The organism is Actinacidiphila sp. bgisy144 (assembly GCF_057708105.1).
In genome coordinates, this window is the sequence record NZ_JBYIRM010000023.1 from 117575 (window position 1) to 133659 (window position 16085).

Consider the following 16085-nt stretch of genomic DNA (forward strand, 5'->3'; position numbering starts at 1 on the left):
GCCGTACGGGCGCCGCGGCCGTACGGCCCTACGCCGGGACGCGCAGGGCCGCGAGCACCGGGAGGTGGTCGGTGGCCGAGGCGAGGTCGGTGCGCTTGACGCCCGGCACGTTCAACGGGACGCCCGCGCCCAGGACTTCGATGCCGGTCGAGGCGAAGATCCCGTCGATCCGGCGGCGCGCGCCGCTCGACGGGGAGGTGGCCTCGCCGCCCCACGGCTCGGCGGCCCAGGCGTCCTGGAGCTTCCCGGCGACCCGGTCGAAGGCGCGCCCGCCCGGGCCGTCGTTGAGGTCGCCGCCGGCCACCTGGTGTTCCTCGCCGAGGGCGTCGAGGTGGCGCAGCAGCAGGGCGGCCTGCTCCAGCCGCTCCTCGGCGCGCAGGCTGAGGTGCGCGCTGAGCACGGACAGCCGGGCCCCGCCGAACCCCAGGACCGCGGTGGCGAAGCCGCGCTGGTGCAGCCCCGGGGTGCGCGGCAGCAGGATGTCCTCGGTGCGGATCACCCGCGCCCGCAGGGACGCGAGGATCATCGGCCCGGCCGCCGGGGCGCCGCCGGTCACGTAGAACAGGCCGGTCGACTCGGCGAGGCGGGCCGCGGCCTTGCGCCACCGGAAGAACCGCGGGGCCTCCTGGACGAGGAGGAGGTCGGGGGCGCAGGCGCGGATCACCCGGGCCAGCGCCTCCGTGTCGTCCCGCAGCGAGCGGACGTTGTAGCTCAGGACGCGGATGACCGCCGAGCCCCCAGGCTCCGTCGCGGAACTCGGCAGATCTTCCACTCGCGCTGCGCCTTCGTCGTGGTGTGCGGGTCGTGCGGGATCGTACCGGTGGCGGGCCTGCCTCCGGCGGGGCGGATCAGCCCTGGCGGGCCAGGTCCGCGGCGCCCACCAGGCCGGCCTTGCCGCCGAGTTGGGCGGCGAGCACCTGGGCGTGCGGCCGCCACTCGCCGCCGATCAGCCAGCGCCGGAACGACTTGCGGATCGGGTCGAGGACGAGTTCGCCCTCGTCCGAGACGCCGCCGCCGACGATGAACGCCGAGGGGTCGAAGAGCGAGGCGAGGTCGGCCAGGCCCGCGCCGGCCCAGCGGGCCAGCTCCCGGAAGGAGTCGATCGCGACCGGGTCGCCCTGCCGGGCGGCGGCGCTGATGTGCCGGCCCTCGATGCCCTCCGGGGTGCCGTCGCCGAGTGCCAGCAGCACCTGGGCGTTCTCCGGGGTGGCGTTGGCGCGCTGCTTGGCGTAGCGGACCAGGGCGCGGCCGGAGGCGTACTGCTCCCAGCAGCCCTGGCTGCCGCAGCCGCAGAGCAGGCCGTCGGGCACCACCCGGACGTGGCCGAACTCCGCGGCGACGCCGAAGCGGCCGCGGCGCAGCTTGTTGCCGATGATGATGCCGCCGCCGAGACCGGTGCCGAGCGTGATGCAGATCACATCGGAGTGGCCCTGTCCGGCGCCGAAGCGGTACTCGCCCCACGCCGCCGCGTTGGCGTCGTTCTCCACCACGACGGGCAGGCCGACGCGCTGCTCGACCTTGTCCTTGAGCGCTTCGTGCCGCCAGTTGATGTTGGGCGCGAACAGTACGGTGGCGCGCTTGTCGTCGACGTAGCCGGCGGCGCCGATGCCGACGGCCTCGATCTGGTGACCGGTGCTGACCTGGCGTACCGCCGCCACGATCGCGTCGATGACGCCTTCGGGAGACGACGGAGTCGGCACCTTGACGGTCTCGAGAATCGCGCCTTCCTCGTCGACCACTCCGGCCGCGATCTTGGTGCCGCCGATGTCGACGCCGATGGTGAGTCCCATGTGTCCCTCAGTTTTCGGTCGATCCCCGCTAAGAGAACCGTACCGGAGAGGGGGTCAGTCGAGGTCGATGTGTTCAGCCGTTGAACGCGAGGAGGGCCCACCTGAGGTCCAGCGGGCCTCCGCGCCGGCCACCGCGGACCGGTAGGCCGCCAGGAGTTCGGCTCCGGCGGTGCTCAGGTGATCGAACACGTCCGGGTTGCGTTCCTTGATGGGTTCGACAACAGAACGCACTTGGGACAGGACGCCCTGGGCCGCGATCTGCACCGCGGGGCTGCGCAGGGTCGCCAGTTTCTCCGTGACGACCTCGCCCACGGCCTCCGCCAGCCGCCGCAACTCGTCGGCGGCGGACCCCGGCACCTCGCCCGCCTGCGCCTTGCGGCGCGCCTTCTCCGCCGCGATGTCTTCCGCGCTTGCCGTCGCCCACGCATCCGCTTCGCTCATGCTTCGACGGTACCCGAAGGAGGTCGGGTTGCCCCGGGTGCGGGACCCTCCGGGGTGCCCCTGTCCGCCGGTTCCGGGACCACCCGCCGGGGGGAGGGCGCCGCGCTACGCGGCGTAGAGGGACTCGATGTCCGCGGCGAAGTCGGCGGCGACCACGTTGCGCTTGAGTTTGAGGGAGGGGGTGAGGTGGCCGGACTGCTCGGTGAACTGGACCGGCAGGACGCGGAACTTGCGGACCGACTCGGCGCGGGAGACCGCGGTGTTGCCGCTGTCGACGGCGTGCTGGAGGGCGGCGAGCAGGTCGGGGTCGTCGAGCAGTTCCGCGGGGGTGCGGCCGGTCTTGCCGTGCTGCTCGGCCCAGCGCGGGAGGAACTCCTCGTCGAGGGTGATGAGCGCGGCGACGAAGGGCCGCTGGTCGCCGACGACCATGCACTCGGCGACGAGCGCGTCCGCGCGGATGCGGTCCTCGATGACCGCGGGCGCGACGTTCTTGCCGCCGGCGGTCACGATGATCTCCTTCTTGCGCCCGGTGATCGTGAGGTACCCGTCGTTGTCGAGGGCGCCGAGGTCCCCGGTGTGGAACCAGCCGTCGGAGACCGCCTCCGCGGTGGCCGCGTCGTTGTTCCAGTAGCCGGTGAAGAGGTGCTCGCCGTAGAGCAGCACCTCGCCGTCGTCGGCGATCCGCACCGTGGAGCCGGGCAGCGGCTGCCCGACCGTACCGATCTTCGTACGGTCCCACGGGTTGAACGCGGTGGCCGCGCACGACTCGGTGAGCCCGTAGCCCTCCAGGACGGTGAAGCCGAGGCCGCGGTAGAAGTGGCCGAGCCGCTCGCCCAGCGGGGCGCCGCCGGAGATCGCGTGGGTCGCGCGGCCGCCGAGCACCGCGCGCAGCTTGCCGTAGACGAGCCGGTCGAAGACGCGGTGGGTCAGCCGCAGCTTGAACGAGGGCCCGCCGGGGGTGTCCAGCGCCTTGCTGTAGGCGACCGCGACATCGGCCGCGCGGTCGAAGATCCGGCCCTTGCCGCTCGCCTGCGCGGTGGCCCGGGCGGTGTTGTAGACCTTCTCGAAGACCCGCGGCACCCCGAGGACGAGGGTCGGCCGGAACCCCTGGAGGTCGTCGGTGAGGTGCTTGACGTCGGAGACGTGCCCGAGCCGGATCGGCGCCATCACGCTGCACACCTCCACCAGCCGGCCCAGCACGTGCGCCAGCGGCAGGAAGAGCAGCACCGAGGAGTGCCCGGTGCGGAAGAGCGGGCCCAGCCGTTCCACCACGTTGCCGCACTCCGCGAAGAAGCTGCGGTGGCTGAGCACGCAGCCCTTGGGGCGGCCGGTGGTGCCGGAGGTGTAGACGATGGTGGCCGGGGCGTCGGCGCCCGCGGCCGTGGAGCGCTCGTCGACCACCGCCTCGGCGACGTCGCTGCCGGCCTCGACCAGCGTGCGCACCCCGCCGCCGTCGATCCGCCACACGTGCTTGAGCTGCGGCAGCCCCTCCCGTACGGACTCCACCGCCGCCTCGTGCGCCGCGGTCTCCACCACCACCGCGACCGCGCCGGAGTCGGCGAGAATCCACTCCACCTGCGAGGCGGACGACGTCTCGTACACCGGTACGGTCACCGCGCCCGCGGTCCAGATCGCGAAGTCCAGCAGCGTCCACTCGTAGCGGGTCCTGGACATCACCGCGACGCGGTCGCCGGGCTCCACCCCCGAGGCGATCAGGCCCTTGGCCGCCTCGCGCACCTCGGTGAGGAAGCGGGCCGCGGTGATGTCCTGCCAGCGCCCCTCGCCGTCCTTGCGGCCGATCACGGGCGTGTCCGGATGCTGCGTCGCGTTGCGCCGGACCAGGTCGGTCAGGTTGCCGTCCGCGGGGAATTCGTACAGGGCCGGAAGGCTGAACTCACGCAAGGCTGCTGCTCCTCATCGGTGCCGCGTCGCACCCGGAGGGAAGGTCTGGACTGCCGACACGTTACCCATCGGTAAAGCGTCGGGGTAGGGGGACGCGGGGGACGCCGGCCGGATGTTCCCAGCGTCACACACCGAGCATAGGGTTGCGGCATGCGGGTTCACGTGGTCAGTGACGTACACGGCGCGAGCGAGGCGCTGGCGCGGGCCGGGGACGGCGCCGACGCGCTGGTCTGCCTCGGCGACCTGGTGCTCTTCCTCGACTACGCCGACCACTCCCGCGGCATCTTCCCCGACCTGTTCGGCACGGCCAACGCCGACCGCATGGTGGAGCTGCGCACCGCCCGCCGCTTCGCCGAGGCCCGCGACCTCGACCGCGAGCTGTGGGCGGACCTGGACCGGCCCGCGCTGATCGAGCAGGCCGTCCGCAAGCAGTACGCCGAGCTGTTCGCCGCCTTCCCCACCCCCACCTACGCCACCTACGGCAACGTGGACGTGCCCGGCCTGTGGGCGCAGTACGCCCGGCCCGGCACCACCGTGCTGGACGGCGCCACCACCGAGATCGGCGGCCGCGTCTTCGGCTTCGTCGGCGGCGGCCTGCCCACCCCGATGCGCACCCCCTACGAGGTCGACGAGGACGCGTACGCCGCGAAGGTCGCCGCGCTCGGCCCGGTGGACGTGCTGTGCTCGCACATCCCGCCGGCCGTCCCCGAGCTGTGCTACGACACCGCCGCCCGGCGGTTCGAGCGCGGCAGCCAGGCGCTGCTCGACGCGGTGCGGACGCTCCAGCCGAAGTACGCGCTGTTCGGCCACGTGCACCAGCCGCTGGTGCGCCGCACCCGGATCGGCCGCACCGAGTGCGTCAACGTCGGCCACTTCAACCACACCCGCGCCCCGTGGGTGCTCCAGTGGTGAGCTGGGGCCCGGGAGGGCGCGATAGCCTTCCACCCGTCGGGCAGTACGCACGCGAGCGGCACGCTCAGCAGCACTCTCACCAGATGCACCAGTAGTCCGGAGGGCCACGGCGATGGCGGAACACACGAGGTCGAGCATCACCATCGAGGCGGCGCCGGCCGCGGTCATGGGAGTCATCGCCGACTTCGACCGCTATCCGGAGTGGACCGGCGAGGTCAAGCAGGCGGAGGTGCTCGCCACCGACGACGCCGGGCGCGCCGCCCAGGTGCGGCTGGTGCTCGACGCGGGCGCGATCAAGGACGACCACACCCTGGCGTACGAGTGGATCGGCGCGGACGAGGTGCGCTGGTCGCTGGTGAAGTCCCAGATGCTGCGCACCCTCGACGGCTCCTACGCGCTGGCGCCGCTGGACGGCGGCAGCCGGACCGAGGTCACCTACCAGCTGACGGTCGACGTGAAGATCCCGATGCTCGGGATGATCAAGCGGAAGGCCGAGAAGGTCATCATCGACCGCGCGCTGGCCGGGCTGAAGCAGCGGGTGGAGTCCGGCGACGCGGCCGCCGAGCCCGGCAAGCCGGTCGGCGCGTGACCGAGGTCCGCACGCTGCTGGTCACCGGCGCCGCCGGGGCCGGCCGCACCACCGTGGCCACCGCCGTCGCGAGCGCGGCGGCCGCCGCGGGCCGCCGCACCCTGCTGCTCACCGCCGACCGGCTGGCCGCGGTGGCGGCGGTGCCGGGGCTGACCGTCGGCCGTGTCGACCCGGCCGCCGCCTTCCGGGAGGGCGCGCTCGACACGCAGAGCCGGGTGGGCGCGCTGCTGACGCTGCTGGGGGCGGCGCCGCTGGACCCGGAGGAGCTGACCGAACTGCCGGGCGCCGACCCGCTCGCGCTGCTGCGGGCGCTGCGGTACGCCCGGGTGCTGCCCGGTGAGGACGACGCGGGCGCGGGTGGGCCGGACACGGGTGAGCCGGACTTGGATGGCGTCGAACCGGCGCCGTGGGACCTGGTCGTCGTGGACCTGCCCGCGGTGCGCGACGCGCTGCGGATGCTCGCGCTGCCGGAGCAACTGCGCCGCTACCTGTGGCGGTTGCTGCCCGCCGACCGCCAGGCCGCCCGGGCGCTGCGCCCGGTGCTCGCCCAGCTCGCGGGTGTCCCGATGCCCGCGGAGTGGGCGTACGACGCCGCCGCCCGCGCCGACCGCCAACTCGCGGCCGTGCAGAGGGTGATCGAGGACCCGGCCACCGCGGTCGCCGTCGTCGTCGAACCCGGCGCCCGCGCGCAGGAGGTGCTGCGCACCGCGCGTACCGGGCTGGCGCTGTTCGGGCACCGGCTCGCCGCGGTCGTCGCCAACCGGCTGCTGCCGACCGGCTCGGCCGACGCGTTCCTGGCGGGGCTGTCCGGGCAGCAGCAGGCCGAACTCAAGGCGCTGGGCGAGGCGTGTGCCGCCGACGGGGTGCCGCTGGTCGAACTGCCGCACCTCGGGCGGGCGCCGGGCTCCCCCGCCGACCTCGCGGAGCTCTCCGCGGTGCCCCTGTCCGGCGGGCCCGCGCGGCCCGCCGAGCCCTGGGAGGTGCGGGACCTCCTCGGCAGCGAGGGGCACTTCCTGTGGGTGCTCCCCCTGCCGGGGGCGCAGCGCGACGGGCTCGACCTCGTCCGGCGCGGGGACGAACTCGTCGTGGACGCCGGCGGTTTCCGCCGGATTCTCCCGCTCCCCTCCGCGCTGCGCCGCTGCACCGTCCAGGGCGCCGCCCTCCGCGACGGCGCCCTCCACGTCCGCTTCACCCCCGACCCCGCGGTCTGGCCCCACTGACCCTTTCCGGGGCGCCCTTGCCGGGCTGCGGAGGATCGCCCTCGGCGCGCGCCGGGCCGTCCTCAGGAGGTGCCGGCCGCCGACCCGGGGCTCAGCCCCTCGATCGCGAGGCGCAGCAGGCGCGCGGCCTGCGCGGCCGGGTCGCGGTGGTGTTCGGTGGCCAGCGCGATGCCGACCGCGAGGGTGACCACGTCGTGCGGGGTGACATCCGGCCGGACCACCGCGTCGCGGGCCGCAGGCCCGAGCAGCAGCGCGGCCGCCGCTTCGAGGTCGCCGCCGCAGGAGTGCCCGTCGGGCGCGTCGGCGGGCACATCCGTGGGCGGCTCGTAGGTGAGCGCGTCGGCGAGTCCGCGGGCGGAGACGGCGTAGTCCACCAGCGCGCGGACCCACTCCAGGAGCGCGGCACGGCTGTCGCCGGCTCCGGCCAGCCGGCCGGCGCGCTCGCACAGGTGGCCGACGCGTTCCCGGAACACGGCCGCCAGCAGCGCCTGGCGGGTCGGGAAGTGGCGGCGCACGGTGGCGGAGCCGACGCCCGCGGTGCGTGCGATCTGCTCCAGCGAGGCGTCCGCCCCCCGAGCGGCGACCTCGGCCTCGGCGACGGCGAGGATGCGCTGGTAGTTGCGCCGCGCGTCCGCGCGCTGACCGGTCATGACGTCCTCACTTGATAAACGGCGGGGCCCGCCATATCTTAGCCGACACAGAAACGGCGGACCCCGCCGTTTTGCTGTCCGGCCCCGTGAGGAGCAAGAACCATGACCGCAGACGACCTGCCCGTACTGGTCACCGGTGCCACCGGCCACCAAGGCGGCCACACCGCCCGCGCCCTGCTGGCCGCCGGCACGCCGGTCCGCGCGCTCGTCCGCGACCCGGACACCGCCGCCGCCCGGGCCGTCCGCGCGCTGGGGGCGGAGCTGGTGACGGCCGACCTGTCCGTCCGGTCCTCGCTGGACGCCGCCGTCGACGGGGTCCGGGCGGTCTTCTCCGTGCAGATGCCGCCGATGACCGAGACCAGCGTCGACTTCGCCGCGGAGCTGGCGCAGGCCGGCCACCTCATCGACGCGGCACGCGCCGCGGGCGTACGGCAGTTCGTGCAGTCCTCGACCAGCGGGGTCGGCGAGCACACCCGCGCGCCCGGCTGGGCGGAGGGCCGATGGGCCGCGATGGCGGGCTACTTCGAGACCAAGCAGGAGATCCTGGAGCGGGTGCGGGGCGCCGGCTTCGCGCGGTGGACGGTGGTCAAGCCGGCGTTCTTCATGGAGAACCTGCCCAAGCTGGCGCCCCGCGGCCTGGCCGGCGGCCTGTTGACGGTGCTGCGGCCCGAGACCGAGGTGCCGCTCGTGGCGGGCGCGGACATCGCGGCGGCCGTCGCCCACGCCATCGCCGACCCCGACCGGTTCCACCAGGTCGAGTTGGAACTCGCCGGCGACCGGCTCACCATGACGCAGATCGCGCGCACGCTGTCCGCCGTGTCGGGGGTGCCGGTCACCGCGCCGACGATGACCGTGGCGGAGGCCCTCGCGGCGGGCATGCCGTCCTGGGGCGCCGGACACATCTGGACCGACCAGGTGGGCCAGCCGGCCCGCCCGGAGTTCGCGCGGGCGCTGGGCATCCCCCTGACCACCTTCGCCGAGTGGGCCCGCACCCATGTCCTCCAGTTCACCCGGGTCGAGGACGCTGCGGGCCGCGCCGGCTAGGCAGCACGCGCCACCACGCCACCCGGCGGCCGGGCCGGGAGGCCGGGCCGCCGGGTGGCGTGGTGGTATGGGGTTTTCACCGCTGGGAACCGTCGCCGGCGGGCAGTTCCGTGATGTAGCGCCAGGTTCCCTTGTCGACGCCGGTAGCGGCGGGGTATCCGGTGAGCTGGTCCACGATGAGCCAGTCGCGGGCTCGCTGGGCGCCGGCGATGTCGGCGAGCACCAGCACGTCGTTCCCGTCGTGGATGTTGCGGAAGACCCTCGAGTTGGTCACGCCGCCGGAGACGCGGCTGGTCTCCATGTACTGGAAGAGTCCGTGCCAGGTGCCGTAGTCGGAGAGCTGGAAGCGGACCAGGACGTTCATCGGGCCCTCGGTGGCGAGGGCGATGTCGGCGTCGACGCCGAGGTAGAAGGTGGGGGCGCCGACCTGTCCCTGCTCCGGGACGGTCGTCTTCCAACCGCCGTGGGCCCACTGCCGGGCCTCCTCCGCGCCGGCGGCGTCGACCAGGACCAGCAGGCTGTCGTCGTCGATGTTGCGGAACAGGGTGGTACCGGAGATTCCCGCCGGGGCACCGTCCTGCGGGGCGGCGTCGAAGCGGGCCCGCCAGGCGGTGTAGTCGGGGACGGTGATGTGGGCGACGAGGTTCTCACGGGCCTGCGGGACGTTCAGCATCGCCTGTACCGCCCGCTCGGCCTGCTCGGCGTTCGGCTTCGGCGCGTCGGTCGCGGGGGCGTCGGTGTTCGTGTCGGTGGTCATGTCGGTTTGCTCTTCTCTGTTTTCGTAACTGCTGTGCGTGGTCCGGGAGGACACGTGGTGTGTGCCCTGTGGTGGGTGGGGTGGGCGTCTCGCGACGTGGGGGCGGGTGGTCAGGAGACGGTGCCGACGGGGCCGCCGTCGGGGTCGGGGATGAAGCGGGGGCGGCGGGCGGGGTTGAGCCGGACCGCCTCGTCGAAGGTGTCGCGCTCCCAGTCCTTGGCCCAGCGCGCGTCGCGGTCGGACAGTTCGCCGGTGGCCAGGCCGGCGGTCAGGCGCAGGCCGTACGGGGTGTCGTCGTGCGCGGGGAGGATGAGGAGGTCCGGGATGGCGCGGCGCAGCCACTGGATGCGGCGGATCGAGTCGACGTAGTGGTCTTCGCTGCCGAGTTGGATGGCGCGCAGGTCCTCGACGGCGAGGTGGCGGATCGTGTACATGGCGTCGCCGGTGAGCAGGTAGCGGTGGTCGACGAGGACGCTGGTGCTGCCGGGGCTGTGTCCGGGGGTGGGCAGGGCGATGACGCTGCCGTCGCCGAACAGGTCGGCCGAGGTGTCGAAGCCGCCGAGGGCGGGGCCGGTGAACTGGATGGGCCGCCAGTCGGTGATCGCCTTGATGGAAGGGGGAAAGGCCAGGGGTATCAGGCCGAGTGCCTTCTCCTCGCGTGCGGCGTACTCGTTCGCGCCCAGGTATACGGGTGCGTGGGCGAGGAGGTTGAGGCCGCCGACGTGGTCTTCGTGGAAGTGGGTGATGATCACGGCGCTGATGTCCCGCGGTGTGTGGCCGAGGCGGGCGAGTTGCGCGGTGAGGGTCTGGTCGGCCGGGAGGTCGTACTCGTCGTCGTCCATGACGTGTTCCATGATCGAGCCGCGGTAGTACTCGATGTGTTCGGTCTGCTCGGGGCTGATGCCGGTGTCGACGAGTATCGGGCCGATGCCGGGGTGTTCCAGCAGGTAGGCGTGGATCGGTACCCAGATGAAGTGGTCCTTGTCGGTGACGAATTCGTCGAGGTCGGCGCCGGCCAGGCCGCCGTGGAACTGCCCGAACGGGACTTTGGTGCGGCCGATGCGCAGGGGGTGGATCTTCATGGCATGCCTTCCGCTCTTCGTTGGAACGAGTCCGTTCCGTCGCAACGAAGCTAACACCCCCGACGGATGGAACGCAACCGTTCCGTCGCGATACCGTGGGGGCATGACCACCAGGCGCACACCCCCACCCCGCACCACCTCGCCCCCGACTCCCGAGCGCGGTCCGCGTACGCGCGACGTACCCGGGGACGCGCAGGCCGGGGGCGGGCCGAAAGACCGCAGACCTGCGGGAGCGGCGGTGTTCCAGGAGGCGGTGACCACCGCTATCACCGGCGCGATGTTCGACCAGCTGGCCGAGACGGGCTACGCGCGGATGTCGATGGACGCCGTGGCGCGCCGGGCCGGCGTGGGCAAGGCGGCGGTCTACCGCCGCTGGCCGTCCAAGCAGGCCATGCTGGTCGACGTGGTGGGGGCGGTCATGCGGGACAACCTGCCGCGGGTGCCGGACACCGGGTCGCTGGCCGGTGACGTCCACGCGTTCCTCGACGTGATCGTCGCGCAGACCGCCGACCCCCGCGTCCGCCGGATCGTCCTTGACCTCCTGGTCGAGACCACCCGCGCCACCGAGCTCGCCACCGCCCTGCACGCCGTCGTCACCCAGCCGCGCCGCACCGCCGTCGCCGAAGTCCTCACCCGCGCGGTCGACCGGGGCGAACTCTCCGCGGACCTCGACCGCGAACTCGGCCTCGACCTGCTCATCTCACCCTTGCTCACACGCCTGTTCGCAACCGCCGACCGCATCGACGAGGACTACCTCCCCCACCTGACCACCGCGATCGTCAGCGCCCTCACCGCCCTGTGACCGCCGGCGCCACCGCACCGGGGGCGCCGGGTGGGAATGCGCCGGGACGGCGCCGTCCGGCGCCGCCCCGGCGGAAGGTGCTTTCCCCGGCGGGCGCGACGGCGAGGGCACCGTGGACGAGTTCGCCCACGGCCACGGCATGCGCGGTCGAGCTAGAGGAGGGACTGGAGGCGGGACGCCAGGAGGTCCCAGGTCCAGGTGTCGTGGACCCAGGCGCGGCCCCGGGCACCCATGGCGCCGCGCAGTTCGGGGTCGCGCAGGAGCGCGAGGATGCGGGAGGCGGCCTGCTCGGGGGAACCCCCGGGCACGACGTACCCGGTCTCGCCGTCGAGGACGGCGTCGGGCGCGCCCCCGGAGTCGCCGGCGACGACCGGCAGGCCCATCGCGGACGCCTCCAGGTAGACGATGCCGAGCCCTTCGACGTCGAGCCCGCCCCGCCGGGTCCGGCACGGCATCGCGAAGACGTCGCCGGCCCCGAAGTGCGCGGGGAGTTCGGCCCAGGGCACGCTGCCGGTGAAGCGGACGGCCGCGGCGACCCCGGTCCGGGCCGCGAGCTTCTCCAGGTCGCCGCGGTAGGGCCCGCCGCCGACGAGGAGGAGGACCGCGTCGGGCACCTCCCGCAGGATGCGGGGCATCGCCAGGATCAGCGTGTCCTGCCCCTTGCGGGGCACCAGCCGGGACACGCAGACGACGACCGGCCGGTCCGCGAGCCCGAGCCGGGCCCGCAGCACCGAGCCGTCGGGACTGGGGTGGAAGACCTTCTCGTCGACGCCGGGCGGCAGTTGGACCATCCGCGCAGCCGCCTCGGGGGTGAGCGCGGCCGCGATCCGGGACCGCGAGTACTCCCCGAGGTAGGTCAGCGTGTCGGTGCCCTCGCCGATCCGGCGCAGCAGTCGGCGGCTGGCGGGCAGCTGCGCCCAGGCGGCTTCGTGGCCGTGGGTGGTGCCGACGAGCCGGCGGGCGCCGGCCCTGCGCAGGGCGGGCGCCATGAGGCCGAGCGGGGCGGCCGCCCCGAACCACACCGACGAGCAGCCGTGTTCGCGCAGGAGCTGGACCGCGCGCCGGGTGACCCGGGGGGTCGGCACCATCATCTTCGTCCGGTCCCGCACGACCGTGAAGGGCTGCTCGGCGTCGAAGCGGGCGACCTCGCGCCCGTCCCGCCAGGTGGAGGCGTACACCACGACCTGCTCGGGGTCCATCCGCAGCGCCATGCTGTGCACGAACGCCTGGATGCCGCCGGGCCGCGGCGGGAAGTCGTTGGTGACGACGAGGGTCTTTTCCATCGCTGCCGACAGTACCGCCTCACTGTGCCGGCGGGTGCGCGGCGGCCCAGGCGCGGGCGGCCGCGATGCGTTCGGCGGCCGTCGGGTGGCTGCCGAGGAGCGCGTGCGCGAGCCGGGGCGGCGCCGGGTCGGCCACGTTGGCCACGGTCAGCCGGCGCTGCATGGCGACGAAGGTCGCCGGGTCGGCGGTGGTGTCCAGGGCGTGCCGGTCGGCGCGGCGCTCGACCCGGCGGCTGAGGGCGGCGGTGAGCGGACCGCCGAGGGTGCCGCCGACCGCGGCCGCGGCCGCCAGCAGCCAGCCCGAGCGCGGGTCGGCGAAGTGCCGTACCCCGGCGGCGTGCAGCAGCGGCGCCCAGCTGACGACGGCGGCCAGCACGCACACCCCGGCCGCGGCGCCGAGCGCGCCCAGCGCGGTGCCGCGGGCCACGTCGCGGTGGACGACATGGCCGAGTTCGTGGGCGACGACGAGTTCCACCTCGCGCGGGTCGGCGGTCTCCAGCAGGGTGTCGTAGACGACGATGCGGCGGGTGCCGCCGAGCCCGGAGACGTACGCGTTGAGCGCGGTCGTCCGGCGGGAGGCGTCGGCGACGAGCACGTCCTTCACGGCGACGCCGTCCCGGGCGGCCAGCGCCAGCAGGTCGGTGCGCAGGGCGCCGGGCGCCATGGGCGTGAAGCGGTTGAAGAGCGGCTCGAAGACCAGCGGGGCGAGGAAGGACAGCAGCACCGTCAGCGCGGCCGCGCCGAGCGCCGCCCACGCCCACCACCAGCGGGTCGCGCCGGCGAGCGCGTAGACCGCGAAGAGCACGCCGAGCGCGAGCGGCAGCGACACCGCCAGCCCGCGAGCCCGGTCCACCGCCCAGCCGCCCCAGCCCTGCGTGACCAGGCCGTAGCGGCGCCGGACCACCCGGCCGCGGGCGGCGAAGGGCAGCCCGGCCGCCTCCCCGAGCACCACCAGCGTCACCGCGGCGCCCGCCACCCGCACCGCCCAGCTCTCCCCGAACGCCGCGACCAGCCGGGCCCCGCCCGAGGTCAGGCCGAGCACCAGCATCAGCGCGAGCGCGACCGCGGACGAGGCCAGCGACAAGGGCAGCACCTGCCGCCGCAGCTCCCGCCCCCGGGCGACCTGCTCGGCGGTGAAGTCGGGCCCCGCGTCGGCGGGTTCGCCGTGCGCGCCGCCCGTGTCCTGTCCGCTCACCCCGGTCACCCCAGCTCCTGTTCCACGTAGGACCGCCACCGCGCGGTGAACTGCGCCGACCCGATGCCGAGCGCGGCCCGCAGGTGCGCGTCGAGCGTGCCACCTTGCGCCACCGCGCGGTAGAACGCCGTCAGCGTCTGCGGCGACCACTGGTCGGCGATCAGCCGGCAGGCCAGCCAGCCGCCCTCGTACGCCTGCGCGAGGTCCTTCGCGTCGGAGCGGAAGTCCGCGGCGGTGGGGAGCGCGGCGGGCGTACGGCCGGCCCCGACGTCGGCGGCCAGCTCCGGCGCGATCTCCCGCGCGGTGCGGCCCGAGTCGCGGTAGGCCACCCAGTCCGCGACGCCCTCCGACAGCCACAGCGGGGTGGACGCGGTCGTGGACAGCCGGGTGGCGACGTGCGTCGTCTCATGGGTGAGCACCACCTGCCGCCCGAACGCGGACAGTTCGCCGAACGCCGCCGGGTTGAGGACCACCCGGTCCGCGGGCGCCGCCGCGTTCCCGCCGCCCTCGCCGGTCGTGACCGCCGCGATGTCCCGGTAGTCCGCCGGGTCGGCCGACAGCAGCGCCGCCATCTGGTCCAGCGTCGAGGGCGCCTCCACCACCACGTTTCCGGGCCAGCCCGACCCGAAGGCGTGCCGCACCTCCGGCACCGCCTGGTCCGCGTCCTCGGCGTACCCGCGCAGCCGCCGCACGTCGCCGAGCCCGAGCACCAGGCTGTGTGCCCCGCGCACCACCCGCACCGGCCCCTGGTCCCAGATCTGCACCGCCGTACGGTGCCCGCTCGCCGCCCCGTCGTCGTCCCCGGCCAGGTACCAGTGCCCCGCGCGCCGCGCCACCGTCAGGTACGCCGTCGAGACCACCGGCCGGCTGTCGTATCCCCGCAGCCGGTACTCCAGCCGCACCTCCACCGCCGTCCGCGCGCTGCCGTCCGCGCTCGGCGGCAGGGCGAACGCGCCGGTCCGCACCACCTCGTACGACCACGCCGCCAGCGGCACGTCGGCGAGGTCGGCGAACACCTTCACCTGGCGTGCCCGGAACCGGGTGGCCTTCGGGTCGATCCCCGCCAGGAACTCCGCACGGTCCCGCTGGACCACCGCGTGCGACCGCTGCGCCAGCAGCATCCGCGCGGCCGCCGCCACCGACTCCCCCGCGCTCGGCTTCGCCGCACCCGACGTGCACCCCGCAACCAGCACCGCCCCGCAGACCCCGGCCGCGATCCCCCGCACCACCCGCGATCCGCGCACCCCGCCAGCCATTCCGCGATCGTATTACCCGCCGACCGCCGGTCCCCCGGCGCCCCGGCCGGTCCGGCGCGCCCTCAGGGCCGGGTGACCGCGGTGATCGGCATCATCCCCACCGGGTCGTAGCGCACCCGCGCACCCGGGTACGGCGCGTGGATGACCCGCCCGCCGCCGACGTACATCGCGACATGGCTGGCGTCGGAGCGGTAGATCACCAGGTCCCCGGGCCGGGCCTGGCTGAGCGGGACGTGCTGCCCCGCGTTCATCTGCTCCTGCGAAGTCCGCGGCAGCGCCACCCCCGCCTGCGCGTACGCGTACTGCATCAGCCCGGAGCAGTCGAACGAGCCGGGCCCGGTGGCGCCCCACACGTACGGCGCGCCGAGCATCCGGCGGGCCGCGGCGACCGCGAGCGCGGCCCGCCCGGAGGACGCCGGCAGGTCCAGCAGAGGCGGCAGCGCCTGGTCCCGGGAGGCGCGCACCGAGCCGTCGCCGTCGCGGTAGGCGGCCTGCGCGGACGCGGGCATCGAGTGGAGCACGGTCCGGGCGGTGGCCAGCGCCTGCTGGACGCCGGCCTTGCGGCGCTGGAGCTGCTCGGTGGTGCTCCGCAGCTCCGCGAGCTTGCCGGCCGCCTGGTCCCGCTCCTGCCGCAGCACCCGCTGCGCCTCCTGGAGTTCGGCCAGCTGAGCGGCCTGCCGGGCGCCGAGCCGGTCGATCGCGGCTGCCTGGTCGAGGTACTGGCCGGGCCGGTCGGACAGCAGCAGCGCCAGCGTCGGGTCCACCGCGCCGTCGCGGTACTGCGCGGCGGCGACCGCGCCGAGGTCGTCGCGCAGCGCGTTGACCCGCTGCTGGCCGCGCGCGGCCCGGTCCTGGAGGTCGGCCACCTCGCCGCGCAGCCGCTGGGCGGTCTCCTGGGCGGCGTCGTACTTCTGGGTGTCCTGCTCGGCCTGCTGGTAGAGGCGGTCGAGTTGGGTCGCGGCGTCCGGGGCCGCCCCGCCGGCGGGGTCGGCCGACGCGAACTGGGCGGCGCCGCCCGACAGCGCTGCCGCGGCCGCCGCCGACAGCACGGTGACCCTGGAGGTGCGAAGCCCCGGTTTCGGGGTGCGTCGATGAGAAGCCACGAACGCTGACAGTAATCGCGTCGTGGCGCACCGTTCAAAGATCGCCGGCGGCCGTCCGG

16 protein-coding genes are annotated in these 16085 nt (G+C 74.6%); 5 read left to right on the forward strand and 11 right to left on the reverse strand.

Going from position 1 to position 16085, the window contains the following annotated elements; genetic code table 11:
• Nucleotides 1-28 precede the first annotated feature (28 nt).
• The 4 genes from AC3EVP_RS25000 to AC3EVP_RS25015 form a co-directional block, all read right to left on the reverse strand.
• Nucleotides 29-772: an endonuclease/exonuclease/phosphatase family protein gene (locus AC3EVP_RS25000; RefSeq protein WP_335973970.1), complete on the reverse strand. Its 744-nt coding sequence runs from the start codon at nucleotides 770-772 to the stop codon at nucleotides 29-31.
• A 76-nt stretch (nucleotides 773-848) separates the two neighbouring features.
• Complete coding sequence (locus AC3EVP_RS25005; protein ID WP_335973975.1) at nucleotides 849-1790, reverse strand: ROK family glucokinase; 942 nt, start codon at nucleotides 1788-1790, stop codon at nucleotides 849-851.
• A gap of 54 nt (nucleotides 1791-1844) precedes the next feature.
• A complete protein-coding gene (locus tag AC3EVP_RS25010; RefSeq protein WP_335973978.1) occupies nucleotides 1845-2231 on the reverse strand; it encodes a DUF5304 family protein in 387 nt (128 codons plus the stop codon).
• 105 nt (nucleotides 2232-2336) lie between these two features.
• Entirely contained in the window at nucleotides 2337-4133 is a 1797-nt protein-coding gene (locus AC3EVP_RS25015; protein WP_435133240.1) for an AMP-dependent synthetase/ligase, read from the reverse strand.
• A 150-nt stretch (nucleotides 4134-4283) separates the two neighbouring features.
• Here AC3EVP_RS25015 and AC3EVP_RS25020 point away from each other — a divergent pair, with 150 nt between their 5' ends.
• The 3 genes from AC3EVP_RS25020 to AC3EVP_RS25030 all read left to right on the forward strand — a co-directional run bounded on the left by AC3EVP_RS25020 (nucleotide 4284) and on the right by AC3EVP_RS25030 (nucleotide 6854).
• A complete protein-coding gene (locus AC3EVP_RS25020) occupies nucleotides 4284-5045 on the forward strand; it encodes a metallophosphoesterase family protein (RefSeq protein ID WP_335973986.1) in 762 nt (253 codons plus the stop codon).
• A 112-nt stretch (nucleotides 5046-5157) separates the two neighbouring features.
• Nucleotides 5158-5634 carry an SRPBCC family protein gene (locus tag AC3EVP_RS25025; protein ID WP_335973987.1) on the forward strand — a complete coding sequence of 159 codons (477 nt, stop codon included), beginning with the start codon at nucleotides 5158-5160 and terminating at the stop codon, nucleotides 5632-5634.
• Nucleotides 5631-6854, forward strand: coding sequence for an ArsA family ATPase (locus AC3EVP_RS25030; protein WP_435133243.1), 1224 nt, complete (start codon nucleotides 5631-5633; stop codon nucleotides 6852-6854). The genes AC3EVP_RS25025 and AC3EVP_RS25030 overlap by 4 nt, the downstream gene beginning before the upstream one ends.
• Before the next feature lie 62 nt (nucleotides 6855-6916).
• Here AC3EVP_RS25030 and AC3EVP_RS25035 read toward each other — a convergent pair whose 3' ends face one another.
• Nucleotides 6917-7504, reverse strand: a complete 588-nt coding sequence (locus AC3EVP_RS25035) for a TetR/AcrR family transcriptional regulator (protein ID WP_435133246.1) — start codon at nucleotides 7502-7504, stop codon at nucleotides 6917-6919.
• 102 nt (nucleotides 7505-7606) lie between these two features.
• Between AC3EVP_RS25035 and AC3EVP_RS25040 the strand changes: the two genes are divergently transcribed.
• Complete coding sequence (locus AC3EVP_RS25040; RefSeq protein WP_435133249.1) at nucleotides 7607-8548, forward strand: NmrA family NAD(P)-binding protein; 942 nt, start codon at nucleotides 7607-7609, stop codon at nucleotides 8546-8548.
• A gap of 76 nt (nucleotides 8549-8624) precedes the next feature.
• Here the strand turns inward: AC3EVP_RS25040 and AC3EVP_RS25045 are convergent, their stop codons facing one another.
• Nucleotides 8625-9305 (reverse strand): hypothetical protein, encoded by a 681-nt coding sequence (locus AC3EVP_RS25045; protein WP_435133252.1) that lies wholly within the window; start codon nucleotides 9303-9305, stop codon nucleotides 8625-8627.
• A 110-nt stretch (nucleotides 9306-9415) separates the two neighbouring features.
• Complete coding sequence (locus AC3EVP_RS25050) at nucleotides 9416-10387, reverse strand: N-acyl homoserine lactonase family protein (protein ID WP_335974002.1); 972 nt, start codon at nucleotides 10385-10387, stop codon at nucleotides 9416-9418.
• 253 nt (nucleotides 10388-10640) lie between these two features.
• On the opposite strand from AC3EVP_RS25050, the gene AC3EVP_RS25055 reads away from it, so the two are divergent.
• Nucleotides 10641-11189 carry a TetR/AcrR family transcriptional regulator gene (locus AC3EVP_RS25055; protein ID WP_335974006.1) on the forward strand — a complete coding sequence of 183 codons (549 nt, stop codon included), beginning with the start codon at nucleotides 10641-10643 and terminating at the stop codon, nucleotides 11187-11189.
• A 152-nt stretch (nucleotides 11190-11341) separates the two neighbouring features.
• Here the strand turns inward: AC3EVP_RS25055 and AC3EVP_RS25060 are convergent, their stop codons facing one another.
• The 4 genes from AC3EVP_RS25060 to AC3EVP_RS25075 all read right to left on the reverse strand — a co-directional run bounded on the left by AC3EVP_RS25060 (nucleotide 11342) and on the right by AC3EVP_RS25075 (nucleotide 16026).
• Complete coding sequence (locus tag AC3EVP_RS25060; RefSeq protein ID WP_435133258.1) at nucleotides 11342-12472, reverse strand: glycosyltransferase family 4 protein; 1131 nt, start codon at nucleotides 12470-12472, stop codon at nucleotides 11342-11344.
• 19 nt (nucleotides 12473-12491) lie between these two features.
• Nucleotides 12492-13667 (reverse strand): M48 family metalloprotease, encoded by a 1176-nt coding sequence (locus AC3EVP_RS25065; protein WP_435133261.1) that lies wholly within the window; start codon nucleotides 13665-13667, stop codon nucleotides 12492-12494.
• A gap of 5 nt (nucleotides 13668-13672) precedes the next feature.
• Nucleotides 13673-14923 carry a hypothetical protein gene (locus AC3EVP_RS25070; RefSeq protein ID WP_435133263.1) on the reverse strand — a complete coding sequence of 417 codons (1251 nt, stop codon included), beginning with the start codon at nucleotides 14921-14923 and terminating at the stop codon, nucleotides 13673-13675.
• A 62-nt stretch (nucleotides 14924-14985) separates the two neighbouring features.
• Nucleotides 14986-16026, reverse strand: a complete 1041-nt coding sequence (locus AC3EVP_RS25075) for a C40 family peptidase (RefSeq protein ID WP_435133266.1) — start codon at nucleotides 16024-16026, stop codon at nucleotides 14986-14988.
• Nucleotides 16027-16085 lie beyond the last annotated feature (59 nt).

Excerpts from the sequence above, each read along its gene's own strand:
- AC3EVP_RS25060 (WP_435133258.1), bottom strand. The coding sequence starts at position 12,472 with ATGGAAAAGACCCTCGTCGTCACCAACGACTTCCCGCCGCGGCCCGGC.
- AC3EVP_RS25040 (WP_435133249.1), top strand. The coding sequence starts at position 7,607 with ATGACCGCAGACGACCTGCCCGTACTGGTCACCGGTGCCACCGGCCAC.
- AC3EVP_RS25045 (WP_435133252.1), bottom strand. The coding sequence starts at position 9,305 with ATGACCACCGACACGAACACCGACGCCCCCGCGACCGACGCGCCGAAG.
- AC3EVP_RS25005 (WP_335973975.1), bottom strand. The coding sequence starts at position 1,790 with ATGGGACTCACCATCGGCGTCGACATCGGCGGCACCAAGATCGCGGCC.
- AC3EVP_RS25020 (WP_335973986.1), top strand. The coding sequence starts at position 4,284 with ATGCGGGTTCACGTGGTCAGTGACGTACACGGCGCGAGCGAGGCGCTG.
- AC3EVP_RS25070 (WP_435133263.1), bottom strand. The coding sequence starts at position 14,923 with ATGGCTGGCGGGGTGCGCGGATCGCGGGTGGTGCGGGGGATCGCGGCC.
- AC3EVP_RS25050 (WP_335974002.1), bottom strand. The coding sequence starts at position 10,387 with ATGAAGATCCACCCCCTGCGCATCGGCCGCACCAAAGTCCCGTTCGGG.
- AC3EVP_RS25010 (WP_335973978.1), bottom strand. The coding sequence starts at position 2,231 with ATGAGCGAAGCGGATGCGTGGGCGACGGCAAGCGCGGAAGACATCGCG.
- AC3EVP_RS25035 (WP_435133246.1), bottom strand. The coding sequence starts at position 7,504 with ATGACCGGTCAGCGCGCGGACGCGCGGCGCAACTACCAGCGCATCCTC.
- AC3EVP_RS25025 (WP_335973987.1), top strand. The coding sequence starts at position 5,158 with ATGGCGGAACACACGAGGTCGAGCATCACCATCGAGGCGGCGCCGGCC.